General features: G+C 73.0%; 12 protein-coding genes and 1 riboswitch. Of the genes, 6 read left to right on the top strand and 6 right to left on the bottom strand.

Annotation, left to right across the window (positions count from 1 at the left end; all coding sequences use genetic code 11):
- Window positions 1-13: 13 nt before the first annotated feature.
- Together O7602_RS01250 and O7602_RS01245 are read left to right on the top strand one after the other, a co-directional pair.
- Window positions 14-205, top strand: a complete 192-nt coding sequence (locus tag O7602_RS01250; RefSeq protein WP_281590052.1) for a DUF397 domain-containing protein — start codon at window positions 14-16, stop codon at window positions 203-205.
- A gap of 58 nt (window positions 206-263) precedes the next feature.
- A complete protein-coding gene (locus O7602_RS01245) occupies window positions 264-1,232 on the top strand; it encodes a Gfo/Idh/MocA family oxidoreductase (RefSeq protein ID WP_281586415.1) in 969 nt (322 codons plus the stop codon).
- Between the two features lie 77 nt (window positions 1,233-1,309).
- Here the strand turns inward: O7602_RS01245 and O7602_RS01240 are convergent, their stop codons facing one another.
- The 3 genes from O7602_RS01240 to O7602_RS01230 form a co-directional block, all read right to left on the bottom strand.
- On the bottom strand, window positions 1,310-2,314 hold the full coding sequence (locus O7602_RS01240; RefSeq protein WP_281586414.1) for an inorganic phosphate transporter: 1,005 nt from the start codon (window positions 2,312-2,314) through the stop codon (window positions 1,310-1,312).
- A gap of 4 nt (window positions 2,315-2,318) precedes the next feature.
- Window positions 2,319-2,945, bottom strand: a complete 627-nt coding sequence (locus tag O7602_RS01235; RefSeq protein ID WP_089157475.1) for a DUF47 family protein — start codon at window positions 2,943-2,945, stop codon at window positions 2,319-2,321.
- A gap of 121 nt (window positions 2,946-3,066) precedes the next feature.
- Window positions 3,067-4,047: a PPK2 family polyphosphate kinase gene (locus O7602_RS01230; RefSeq protein ID WP_281586413.1), complete on the bottom strand. Its 981-nt coding sequence runs from the start codon at window positions 4,045-4,047 to the stop codon at window positions 3,067-3,069.
- A 395-nt stretch (window positions 4,048-4,442) separates the two neighbouring features.
- Here O7602_RS01230 and sigJ point away from each other — a divergent pair, with 395 nt between their 5' ends.
- Window positions 4,443-5,396: an RNA polymerase sigma factor SigJ gene (gene sigJ / locus O7602_RS01225; protein WP_281586412.1), complete on the top strand. Its 954-nt coding sequence runs from the start codon at window positions 4,443-4,445 to the stop codon at window positions 5,394-5,396.
- Window positions 5,397-5,404: 8 nt separating this feature from the next.
- Here the strand turns inward: sigJ and O7602_RS01220 are convergent, their stop codons facing one another.
- Complete coding sequence (locus O7602_RS01220; RefSeq protein WP_281586411.1) at window positions 5,405-5,911, bottom strand: DUF402 domain-containing protein; 507 nt, start codon at window positions 5,909-5,911, stop codon at window positions 5,405-5,407.
- 123 nt (window positions 5,912-6,034) lie between these two features.
- Here O7602_RS01220 and O7602_RS01215 point away from each other — a divergent pair, with 123 nt between their 5' ends.
- Window positions 6,035-8,176, top strand: a complete 2,142-nt coding sequence (locus O7602_RS01215; RefSeq protein WP_281586410.1) for an ATP-dependent DNA helicase — start codon at window positions 6,035-6,037, stop codon at window positions 8,174-8,176.
- A gap of 55 nt (window positions 8,177-8,231) precedes the next feature.
- Here the strand turns inward: O7602_RS01215 and O7602_RS01210 are convergent, their stop codons facing one another.
- Window positions 8,232-9,527: an AI-2E family transporter gene (locus O7602_RS01210; RefSeq protein WP_281586409.1), complete on the bottom strand. Its 1,296-nt coding sequence runs from the start codon at window positions 9,525-9,527 to the stop codon at window positions 8,232-8,234.
- Window positions 9,528-9,681: 154 nt separating this feature from the next.
- Here O7602_RS01210 and O7602_RS01205 point away from each other — a divergent pair, with 154 nt between their 5' ends.
- On the top strand, window positions 9,682-10,029 hold the full coding sequence (locus tag O7602_RS01205; RefSeq protein WP_281586408.1) for a co-chaperone GroES: 348 nt from the start codon (window positions 9,682-9,684) through the stop codon (window positions 10,027-10,029).
- Between the two features lie 67 nt (window positions 10,030-10,096).
- Entirely contained in the window at window positions 10,097-10,261 is a 165-nt protein-coding gene (locus O7602_RS01200; protein ID WP_281586407.1) for a hypothetical protein, read from the top strand.
- A gap of 2 nt (window positions 10,262-10,263) precedes the next feature.
- Here the strand turns inward: O7602_RS01200 and O7602_RS01195 are convergent, their stop codons facing one another.
- Complete coding sequence (locus O7602_RS01195) at window positions 10,264-11,715, bottom strand: PrsW family intramembrane metalloprotease (RefSeq protein ID WP_281586406.1); 1,452 nt, start codon at window positions 11,713-11,715, stop codon at window positions 10,264-10,266.
- Window positions 11,716-11,735: 20 nt separating this feature from the next.
- A riboswitch (SAM riboswitch) is annotated at window positions 11,736-11,858 on the top strand.
- Window positions 11,859-11,893 lie beyond the last annotated feature (35 nt).

The following is an 11,893-nucleotide window of genomic DNA, read 5'->3' as shown; positions in this document are numbered from 1 at the left end:
GATGGGTGAGGACATGGACCTGACCGGCGCGAAGTGGCGCAAGGCGTCACGTTCCTCGACCAACGGTGGGGCCTGCGTCGAGGTGGCCGACAACCTTGCCGGCGTCGTCGGCGTACGCGATTCGAAGGACCCGACCGGGCCGGCGCTTGCCTTCCCGACGGCGTCGTGGCGCGCGTTCGTCGCGGACGTCGCCGGCCGGGCCTGACATCCCGATCGGTGGATCACCCTGCCGGCGGCCCAGCCGGCCGGGATAACGTGCCGGAATGACGCGTTGGGGAATTCTGGCCACCGGACACATCGCCGCCGCCTTCGCCGCCGACCTGCGGCTGGTGCCGGACGCCGAGCTGGTGGCGGTCGGGTCGCGTACCCGGGAGAGCGCCGAGGCGTTCGCGCGGCAGCACGACGTGCCGCGGGCGTACGCCTCCTGGGCCGAACTGGCCGCGGACCCGGACCTGGACGCGATCTACGTGGCCACGCCGCACGCCGCGCACCACGAGGCGGCGATGGCCTGCCTGGCCGGCGGCAAGGCCGTGCTCGTGGAAAAGCCGTGCACGCTCGACCTGCCGACCACCACCGACCTGGTGGAAACGGCGCGGGCCCGCGGGCTCTTCCTCATGGAGGCCATGTGGATGCGGACGAACCCGCTGATCCTGCGGGTGCTGGAGCTGATCTCCGACGGCGCGATCGGTGCGGTCACCCATGTCCGGGCGGACTTCGGGGCGGTCGGGCCGTTCCCGCCCGAGCACCGGATGCGCAATCCTGCGCTCGGCGGCGGCGCGCTGCTCGACCTCGGGGTCTACCCGTTGAGCCTGGCCCACCTGGTGCTCGGCGCGCCGCAGCACGTGCGGGCGTGGGCGAAGCTGAGCCCGGAGGCGGTGGACGAGAACACCGGCATGGTCCTGGGCTGGGACTCCGGCGCGGTGGCGACGCTCAGTTGCGGCATGGTCGGCCCCACCGCGATCACCGCGTCGATCACCGGCACCACCGGCCGGATCGACCTGCCGGAGCTGTTCTTCCGGCCCGGGTCGGCGGTGCTGCACCGGGCCGGCGCCGAGCCGGAGACGATCCCGGCGGACATGACCGGGGGCGGCTACCAGTACGAGGCGATCGAGGTGCAGCGTTGCCTGGCGGCGGGGCTGACCGAGAGCCCGCTGGTGCCGCACGCCGCCACGCTTGAGGTGATGACCTTGATCGACGACATCAAGGCCCAGATCGGCGTCTCCTACGTGTAAGGCGGGGGCCCTTTTTAACACCCGGTGTTAAAAAGGGCCCCCGCCTATACCGAAAGCGTTAAGCGGGGCCCCCGCCTTCAGAACAGGGGGCGGACGAGGAGGTAGGCGAGGCAGGCGATGGCCGCCGCCGCGGGGAACGTGATGATCCAGGCGATCACGATGTTGCCGGCCACGTTCCAGCGGACCGCGGAGAGGCGCTTGGTCGCGCCCACACCCATGATCGCCGAGGTGATCGTGTGCGTGGTGGAGATCGGTGCCTTCAGCACCAGCGCGTTGAAGTAGAGCACGGCGCTGGCCACGGTCTCGGCCGCGAAGCCCTCCGCCGGGCCGAGGTCGATGATCTTCCGACCCAGGGTCCGGATGATCCGCCAGCCGCCCGCGTACGTGCCGAGCGCCAGCATCGTCGCGGAGGTCCAGAACACCCAGCCCGGGATGTGCGTCTTGCTCTCCTGGAAGCCGCCGGTGTAGAGCGCCAGCACGATGATGCCCATGGTCTTGGCGGCGTCCTGCATGCCGTGGCCGACGGACATGGCGGCGGCGGACACGGTCTGCGCCAGGCGGAAGCCGCGGCTGAGCTTGCCCGGCTGCCCCTTCCGGAACAGCCACATGATCGCCAGCATCACCAGGAAGCCGAGGATCAGGCCGACCACCGGCGAGAGCACCATCGGGAGGATGACCTTCTCCACGATGTTGCCCCACTGCACGACGCCGTCGGCGGCGAACAGGGTCGCGCCGACCAGGCCGCCGAAGAGGGCGTGCGAGGAGGAGGACGGCAGGCCGAAGTACCAGGTGATCAGGTTCCAGGCGATCGCGCCGAGCACGCCGGCGAAGACCACGCCGAGGCTCTGCACTCCGGTCGGGAGCGTGACCAGGCCGTCGCCGACCGTCTTGGCGACCCCGGCGCCGAAGTGCGCGCCGACGAAGTTGCCGACGGCGGCCAGGCCGAGCGCGATGCGGGGCGTCAGCGCCCGGGTCGAGATGCTCGTGGCGATCGCGTTGGCCGCGTCATGGAAGCCGTTCGTGTAGTCGAACGCCATGGCGACCGCGATCACCGCCAGCACGGCGATGAGTTCGGGGCTCACAGGATCAGGACTCCTTGACCGCGATGGTCTCGACTGTGTTGGCGACGTGCTCGAAGGCGTCGCAGGCGGCCTCCAACTCGTCGGCCACCTCCTTCATCTTCAGCACGGTGAGCGCGTCGTACTCACCGGAGAAGAGGCGGACGAGCAGCATCCGGTACGCCTGGTCGCCGTCGTTCTCGAGCCGGTTGCACTCGATCCAGTAGTCCTCAAGATCCTTCATCGACTTCAGCCGGGGCATCGCCTCGGCGGTGAGCTTGGCCTGCTGGTCGAGCACGTTGACCAGCTCGTGCAGCTCGCGCGGGAGCGACGGGAGCTTGGTCAGGCCGTACAGGTAGAGCAGGTTGCCGACCGCCTCCAGGTGGTCCATCACGTCGTCGAGCAGCGAGCCCAGCCGGTAGATGTCCTCCCGGTCGAACGGCGTGATGAAGGTGGAGTTGATCTTCTTGTAGAGGTCGTGGGTGATCTGGTCGCTGTCGTGCTCGACCTCGGTCAGCCGCTCGCTGATCGACTGCACGTCGGCACCGGGCAGGCCCAGCTCGTTGAGCAGGTCGGTCCCCTTCACCAGGTTCTGCGCGGCCCTGGTGAAGAGCTCGTAGAAGGCGCCCTCGGTGGGACGGAAGGAAAACTTCACAGCACGGACCTCGTCGTGTCGGTGGAAGGGTGGCCGTCGCCTGAAGCAGGCGCCTGCTCTGGGCATGCTAGGGACACGGTGGAACCGGGCATCGACCGGCCCACCCCTGGTCAGGCCCGATTCACCGCTCGTTCACCTGCTGTTCACCTGAGCGCTTCGCGCCCTGGTCGCGTAACCGGTCACGCTCCCGTTCCACGTCGAAATCGGCAGCCGGATACCCCAGATCCAGGTCGTCGAACGTCTCCTTCAGCAGGTGGGCGAGCGCCCAGTCGCGGTACCACTTGCGGTCCGCCGGCACCACGAACCAGGGGGTGGCCTCCGTGCCGCACCGCTCCAGCGCCTCGGCGTACGCGGCCTGGTATTCGTCCCACCGGGCCCGGGTGTCCAGATCGCTCGGGTTGTATTTCCAGTGTTTCGTCGGGTCGGTGAGCCGTTCCATCAGCCGCTCGCCCTGCTCGTCGTACGAGATGTGCAGCATGACCTTGACCACGGTGACCGCCCGCTCGGCCAACTCCCGCTCGAAGTCGTTGATGATCTCGTAGCGGGACCGCCAGGTCGCCTCGTCGACCAGCCCCTCCACGCGGGCGATCAGCACGTCCTCGTAGTGCGAGCGGTTGAACACGCCCACGTACCCGGGTGGCGGCAGCGCGCGCCGGATCCGCCACAGGAAGTCGTGCCGCAGCTCCTCCTTGGTCGGCGGGCCGAAGGAACGGATGTGCAGGCCGAGCGGGTTCATCGCGCCGGCCACCCGCTTGACCGCGCCGTCCTTGCCGCCGCAGTCCATGGCCTGGAGGACCAGCAGCACCCGGCGTGGCCGCCCGCCGGCCAGCCGCGCGCCGGCCTGCGCGGGCGCGCTGGTGGCGCCGCCCGGCCCGGCGGCGACCTGCGCGGCGGCGTACAGCATCTCCTGCTGCCGGCCCAGCTCCGCACCGATCAGCTTGACCTGGTCGCGGGCCCATTCCTTGCGGGCCGACCCGCGTCCGGCCGCCTTCGGCAGCCCCGGCATCGAACGCGGATCCACCGCCCCGAGGTCCACCGTCCCCGGCCCCACCCGCAGCAACTCCCGCATCGACCCGTCCTCGGGCCGCACCACGCCACTCATCCCCCGATCCTCACCCGACAACCCCGATCATGGGTACGGAGCGCCCGCTACGCCCGATAGATGCGCTTTCGTCGACTGTCACGCACGGTCGCCCCGACCTCGGCATCTCTTGATCCACACCGTTTCGCCGAGATGGCGGCATCCGCCGCGCTTCGACACCGCCACCTCGGCGGAATGGAGTCGATCATCCCGCGACACCGGCCACCCCGCCCGAGCCACCCCGCCCGAGCCACCCCGCCCGAGCCACGCCGAGCGCACAGCGAGTGGGCGCGTTGATCCACACCAGTTCGCCGAGGTGGCCGCATCCGACACGCTCCATTACCGCCACCTCGGCGAAACGGAGTCGATCATGCCCGGGCCGACGGACGGTGGGCGGCGGACGGGAGAATGGAGCGGTGGATGAGCTGGCGGGGGAGTTCGAGGCGGAACGGGGGCATCTCCTGGCGGTCGCGCAGCGGATGCTCGGCAGCCGCAGCGAGGCCGAGGACGCCGTGCAGGAGACCTGGCTGCGATACTCCGGCGCGCTCGCCGACCCGGCCGCCCGCGCCCGCATCCGGGACCTGCGCGGCTGGCTGACCACCACCTGCTCGCGGCTCTGCCTGGACGTGCTCCGGTCGGCGCGGGTGCGCCGCGAGGCGTACCCGGGTCAGTGGTTGCCGGAGCCGGTGGTGACCGGCCTGCCGGCGGCGGACGGGTTCGCGCCGGACCCGGCCGAGCGGGCGGTCCGGGCCGACCAGCTCGGCACGGCCCTGCTCGTGGTCCTGGAGCGGCTGACGCCGGAGCAGCGGGTGGCGTTCGTGCTGCACGACGTGTTCGCGGTGCCGTTCGGTGACGTCGCCGAGGTGCTCGCCGTGACGCCGGAGGCGGCCCGGCAGCTCGCCTCCCGGGCCCGGCGGGCGGTGCACGGGCCGGACGCGCCACGGCACACCGCCGACCTGGCCGAGCAGCGGCGCGTGCTGACCGCGTTCGTGGCCGCGGTGGAGTCCGGCGAGCTGGATCAACTGGTCCGGGTGCTCGCGCCGAACGTGGTGTCGATCGGCGACGCCGGCGGCCACTTCCCGGCGGCCCGCCGGCCGGTGGTCGGCGCCGAGGCGGCCGGCCGCCTGCTCCTCGGCCTGTTCGACCAGGCCCGGCGGCGGGGCGGGTTGCGGGCCCGGCCGGTGCTCGTCGACGGCGTGCTCGGCTGGCAGGCGGAACTCGCCTGGCCCGACGGGCGGACGATGCGGATGGTCACCTCGTTCGCCGTGCACGAGGGGCGGATCACCGGCGTGTTCAACCAGCTCAACCCGGAGAAGGTGGGCGAGCTGCCGCCGCTGGGCCCGGAGTCCGGCTGGCCGCCGCGCTGGTGAGCGCGGTCTCAGACCACCAGGGCCAACCATTTCCGGTACGACGTGGCGAACGGCTCGCTGCCGTCACCGAGCGCGCCGAGCAGCCAGCGGGCGGCGGCCTCGGCCTCGGCGACCAGGTGGTCCGGATAGTCCCACCGGGCCCGGTGCTCGGCGAACTCGTCCTCGTCGCGCAGCTCGACGAGGCCGGTCTCGCGGCGGCGCACCACGTCCAGGTCGAGGTCGACGAGGTGGACCGTCGCGTCGCCGTCCCAGCGGGCCGGGGTGGCGATGTCGCAGTAGACCTCGCTGGTGCGCGGCGGCGGGTTGAACATGCCCGTCCACCAGGCGTGCCGGGGCACCAGCAGGACGAACGGGATCTGCTCGACCGAGGGCCGGCCATGGTAGACCGACTCGGTGCCGGCCGGCACGCCGAGCCAGACGCCGAGGTCGTCCTCGGCGAGCCGACGGGCCGGGTAGTCGCGGTGGGCGCTGCCGTCGTACTTGCGGTAGATCACGCGGACCACATCGCTCGGCATGCCTGGCACCATAACCGATTCCGGCCACGCCACGCGATCGGCAGGTAACCGGACGCGACCCGCCGTCCGCCACGCCGCCGGAGCGGACGGACCGGCGTCGGTGCCGGCAGGTACGGTCGCACGGTGAGCCCGTCCCGCACCGCCACCGGCACCGCCGTCCCGAAGAAGCGTCGGAGCGGCCGACCGGGCGGTGGGGAGCTGCTGGCCGCCGCGGTGGGTGCCGTGCCGGGCGGCGCGACCCGGCCGGGCCAGCAGCAGATGGCCGACGCGATCGAGCACAGCATCGCCTCCGGCGAGCACCTGCTGGTGCAGGCCGGCACCGGCACCGGCAAGTCCCTGGCCTACCTCGCCCCCGCGCTGACCGTGGACGGCCCGGTGGTGGTCTCCACCGCCACCCTGGCGTTGCAGTCCCAGCTCGTCGACCACGACCTGCCCCGGCTGGCCGACGCGGTCGAGCCGGTGCTCGGCCGCCGGCCCACCTTCGCCGTCCTCAAGGGCCGCCACCACTATCTGTGCCTGGCCCGGTTGGACAGCTCCGTCGAGGACGAGCCGGACGACGCGCTCTTCGACGCGCCCCGGCCCGGCGGCGGCACGAAGTGGCTCGGCGAGGCGGGCCGGCTGGGCAAGCAGGTGCAGCGGTTGCGCGACTGGGCGGAGGAGACCGCCACCGGCGACCGTGACGAGTTGGATCCGGGCGTCGACGACCAGGTGTGGCGCAGCGTCTCGATGCCGGCCCGGGAATGCGTCGGCGCCAGCCGCTGCCCGTTCGGGCAGGAGTGCTTCGCGGAGGCGTCCCGGGCCCGCGCCCGGGAGGCGGACATCGTGGTGACCAACCACAGCCTGCTCGCCGTGGACATGCTCGCCGGCCGGCACATCGTCCCGCCGCACCGGCTGCTGGTCGTGGACGAGGCGCACGAGCTGGCCGACCGGGTCTCCTCGGCGGCCCAGGCCGAGCTGGTGCCCGAGCTGATCGACAGGTCCACCCGGCGGGCCCGGCCGCTGCTCCGTCCCGACCTGGCCGACCGCCTCACCGAGGCCGGCGACGCGCTGGCGGTGGGGCTGGCGGAGGCGCCGGCCGGTCGGCTCACCGCCGGGCTGCCGCCCGCGTTGCGCGAGGCGTGCACGCTTCTCGACTCGGCGACCCGGGCCGCGCTCGAGGCGATCGGCGACGTGAAGGCCGACGACCCCGACCCGGTCCGCAAGTCTCAGGCCAAGGCCGTGCTGGACGAGTTGTCCGCCACCGCCCAGCGGCTGCTCGAAGAGGGCGACCACGACGTGGCCTGGGTGGAGAAGCCGGAGAACGGCAGCCGCCGCGCACTCGTGGTGGCGCCGCTGTCGGTGGCGGGCACCCTCGCCACCCACCTCTACGACGAGCGCACCGTGGTCGCCACCTCGGCGACTCTGGCGCTGGGCGGGCGCTTCGACACGGTGGCCCGGGCGCTCGGGCTGGAGGCGCCGCCGCCCGCCCCGCCGTCGCCGGCCGCCGCCGCCATGGCCACCGCGGCAGCCGCCGGCCGCGGCGCCGACCCGGTCCCGGTGGCGAGCACCGAGGGCAGCCGGGCGGCGATCGGCACGGTCCCCGCCACCGAGGGCCCCGGCTGGCGGTCGCTCGACGTCGGCTCGCCGTTCGACTACGCCCGGCAGGGCATCCTCTACGTCGCCGCGCACCTGCCCCGCCCCAGCGTCTCCGGGCTGCCCACGGCGGCCGGCGAGGAGCTGCTGGCGCTCGTCGGCGCGCTCGGTGGGCGTACCCTCGGGCTCTTCTCGTCGCGACGGGCCGCGCAGCAGGCCGCGGAGCTGGTCCGCGCGCGGACCGACCTGCCCGTGCTGCTCCAGGGCGAAGAGGCGCTGCCGCTGCTGGTCCGCCGGTTCCGCGCCGAACGGGAAAGCTGCCTGTTCGGGGTGATGTCGCTCTGGCAGGGGGTGGACGTGCCGGGCGACGCCTGCCAGCTCGTGGTGATCGACCGGCTGCCGTTCCCCCGGCCCGACGAGCCGCTCGCCGCCGCGCGAGCGGCGGCGGTGGACGCGGGCGGCGGCTCCGGGTTCGCGGCGGTAAGCGTGCCGATCGCGGCGGTACGGCTGGCGCAGGGCGTAGGCCGGTTGATCCGGGCCACCGGCGACCGGGGCGTGGTGGCGGTGCTCGACTCGCGTCTGGAGACGGCCCGCGGCTACGGCCCGTTCCTGCGCCGGTCGCTGCCCCCGTTCTGGTACACCACGCGGGCCGAGGTGGCCCGGGGCGCGCTGGAACGGCTCGCGAAAAGCTGACGCCCGCGCCTCCCCCGGGCGGGGTGACGCGGGCGTCGGCAACGATCGGGCCGGGTCAGGGCGCCTGCGAGGCGACCACCACCGCGTCCGGTGGGGTGTCCGGCACGGTACGCGCGGCGAGCCGCCGGATCGCGGTGTTGAGCACGGCGATCAGCGGCACCGCGACGAGCGCGCCGGCGATGCCGGCGAGCACCACGCCGGCGGCGATGCCGATGATCACGGCGAGCGGGTGGATGGCCACCGCCCGCCCCATGATCAAAGGCTGGAGCACGTGCCCCTCGACCTGCTGCACGCCGACCACCGCGCCGAGGATGACCAGGGCGATTCCCGGGCCGCTGTCGACGAGCGCCACGAGTACGGCCACCACGCCGGACAGGAACGCGCCGACGATCGGGATGAACGCACCCAGGAAGACCAACGCGGCAAGCGGGAACGCGAACGGGATGTCGAAGATGACCAGGAAGATGCCGATGCCCACGGCGTCGATGAAGGCGACGAGCACGGTGGCGCGGACGTATGCGCCGAGCGTCGCCCAGGACGCGCGGCCGGCGTCGTCGACCTTCCAGCGCGCGGCCACCGGCAGCAGCCGGACCAGGAACCGCCAGATGTTGTTGCCGTCGCGGAGGAAGAAGAACGTCGCGAACAGCACCAGCACGGTGCCGGTGAGCACCTCGGCGAGCGTGGCGGCGGTGCTGAGCGCGCCGCTGGTGAACCGCTCGGTGTTGCCGTTGATCCAGTTCTGCGCCTCGTCGATGTAGCGGGTGAGCTGACTGTCGGACAGGTGCAGTGGACCGGTCTTCAGCCAGTCCTGGATCTGCCGGACGCCCTCGGAGGACTTCTGGCTCAGCTCCGGCACACCCTGGATGAACTCGTTCACCACGAGCGTCAACGTGCCGACCACCGCGGCCAGGCCGCCGACAAGCACCACGCCGGTCGCCAGCGAACGGGGGAACCGGGCCTTCAGCAGCCAGCCGACCGCCGGGGCGAGCAACGCCGACAGCAGCAGCGCGACGGTCAACGGGATGATCACGATGCTGATCGTGCCGACGATCCTGAGCAGGGCCCAGGTGACGATCCCGATCACGATCAACCGCCAGCACCAGGCGGCGGCGATCCGCAGCGCGTGCGGCACCTCGGTGTCGTCGCGGCTGACGGTCGAGTTGTGCATCGCGGCCGGCGGCTCGGCGCCCACCACGGTCGCGGCCGGCGACGCCGCCGGACCCGGCGAGGACGGCGACGCCACACCCGCATCCCCCGGCATCGGGTCCGGATCGGCCCCGCGGGCCCGGGCCGCACGACCCGACTCGTACGCGCGGCGGAGCCGTCCGCGCATCCGCTCGAAGCGGCTCAAGCGCACCTCCCGCACAATTGGTCCACCCACGTCACAGGGCAGACAGGATACGTCGGACCGCCCCACCGTAGGGGCGTCCCGCCACACATTGCCCCGCCGTCCCGCCCGGCAACCACGGCGGGGCCGCCCGTGGGGCACGCGGTAGCGTCTTCGCGTGACCGCCGACCAGAGTCTCGACGCCGGGCTGCCCATCCGCCTGCTGCACGATCGCGTGCTGGTGCGTACCGAGGGCGGTGAGGGGGAACGCCGCTCCACCGCCGGCATCGTCATCCCGGCGACCGCGGCGGTCGGCAAGCGGCTGGCCTGGGCCACCGCGGTCGGCGTCGGGCCGCACGTGCGCTCGATCGTCGCCGGGGACCGGGTGCTGTTCGACCCGGACGACCGCTCCGAGGTCGAGCTGCACGGCCGGGCGTACGTGCTGCTGCGCGAACGCGACGTGCACGCGGTGGCGGCGGAGCGGGTGGAGACCACCGCGACCGGCTCCACCGGGCTCTACCTCTAGCGCCCGACTGTTTGCGGCGCGTCCCGGCGGGAAGCCCAGGCACCTCAGCGTGCCCTGGGGAGGGACCATGATCGTCGTCAAGCGGATTCTCGCCTGGGGATTGCTCGCGTTCCTGATCTTTTTCATGGCCTTCCGGCCGGACGGCGCGGCGCAACTGTTCCGGGGCATCGGCGCCGCGCTGATGGCCATCGCCCAGGGGCTCAGCGACTTCCTCAGCGGCCTGATGGCCTGACCTCAGCCGTGCGGATGCCACGGGTGCGGGCCGTAAGCGGCGGGCGGCGGCGGGGCCAGCACCACCGGGATCGGCACCACCGGCTCGTCCGGCGCCTCGACCGCGCGCCGGGACCCGTCCGGGAACCGCAGGTGGTAGCGCTGCCCGTCCCAGACCCCGACCGGCGCCTGCGGGTCGCGACCCACGAAGAACGACCGGTACGCGGCGATCGCGTCCAGCAGCTCCCGTTCCTCCCGTGCCGTCCGGTCCCGCTCGGCGGGCTTGCGGTCCAGGCCCCGGCGCATCCCGTCGCGCAGCAACGCCAACCGGGTCGCGGCGAACTGGTAGCCGCGCATCGCCTTCACCCCGCCGTCGCCGGCCACCCGCCGGGCCCAGGCGCGGGCCGCGTGCCGCCGGCCCAGGCTGCCCAGCGCCGCCACCTCGGGCGGGGTGAGCCAGCCGGCCCGCACGTAGTCGGGCAGCGTGCGCTCGGTGAGCCGCCCCTCCCACGCCCGCAGCCACACCGCCAGGCCGACCATGCCGAAGAAGATCGGCACCATCACGCCGATGTAGCCGTAGAGCGCGATCACCGGCTGCCCGGTGAGCTGCGCCAGTGAGGGCAGCAGGTTCCACGTGCCGTGCAGCATCATCGCCAGCAGCAGGCCGGCGAGCGGCGCGAGGATCCGCACCCGCCGGTCGGCGGTACGCGCGGCGACGCCGAGCCCGACGCCCGTCATCGAGGTGAACAGCGGGTGGGCGAACCCGAACAGCAGGATCCGCACGATGAAGATCGCGATCACCTGCTGCGCCCCGGTCGCCGGCCCGTATTCCTCGACTCCCGTGCGGTAGCCGTATCCGCCCAGGTAGAGGATGTTCTCGACCATGGCGAAGCCGACCGCGGAGAGCCCGCAGTAGACCAAGCCGTCGGTGACCCCGGAGAACTCCCGCCGCCGGAAGATCAGCAGCAGGATCGGGCCGGCCGCCTTGGTCAGCTCCTCGATGAACGGCGCGACGAGCACGGCGGTCAGCGCGGCGGGCAGCCCCCAGTCGTCGAACAGCTTCGCGCCGGTCTCGTTGACCAGCAGCGAGATGGCGGTGGAGACGAACGCGCCCCAGGCGAAGCAGAAAACCAGGTATTTCAGCGGCTCGGGTTCGTAGCGGTCGAGCCAGAGGAAGCAGGACACCAGCACCGGCACCGGCAGGATCGCCGCGACCACGCCGACCAGCAGCGCCTGGGCGCCCAGGCTCTCGCCGAGCGTGAAGACCATGAACAGCGCGCCGGCCGCGATCAGGAGCACCACCCCGGCCAGCACCAGGAAGCGCCGCCAGCCGAGCCGGCGCAGGGGCATCCGCGGCGTCGGCGCCCCGGGCGGCGGGGCGGCGGGCGCGGACGGCGGCGGCAGAGCTCCGCCGGGCGGGGTGACGGCCATGCGGTCAGCGTAGCCACCCACGCCCCGCTGGTCCGGCCGCATCACGACCGCTATGCTCCCGAACAGGTCACGAGCGCCAGCGTCAAGCCCCGGCTTGCTGGCCGGCAACCCTCGTCGAGGTTCGCGGTGGGGTGCCCCGGGTGATGACCGGGCCCAGCGCCACCACGCGTGCTGGGCAAGCGCGGACCCCGCCGGCGACACCCCGGGGTCCCCTGTGACCCGG

The organism is Micromonospora sp. WMMD1128 (assembly GCF_027497235.1).
In the GTDB taxonomy this organism is placed as follows: Bacteria; Actinomycetota; Actinomycetes; order Mycobacteriales; family Micromonosporaceae; genus Micromonospora.
This window is presented reverse-complemented; position numbering and strand designations above follow the sequence as displayed.

Coding starts and splice junctions, on each gene's coding strand:
- O7602_RS01250 (WP_281590052.1), top strand. CDS start 14: ATGGACCTGACCGGCGCGAAGTGGCGCAAGGCGTCACGTTCCTCGACC.
- O7602_RS01245 (WP_281586415.1), top strand. CDS start 264: ATGACGCGTTGGGGAATTCTGGCCACCGGACACATCGCCGCCGCCTTC.
- O7602_RS01230 (WP_281586413.1), bottom strand. CDS start 4,047: ATGAGTGGCGTGGTGCGGCCCGAGGACGGGTCGATGCGGGAGTTGCTG.
- O7602_RS01220 (WP_281586411.1), bottom strand. CDS start 5,911: ATGCCGAGCGATGTGGTCCGCGTGATCTACCGCAAGTACGACGGCAGC.
- O7602_RS01200 (WP_281586407.1), top strand. CDS start 10,097: ATGATCGTCGTCAAGCGGATTCTCGCCTGGGGATTGCTCGCGTTCCTG.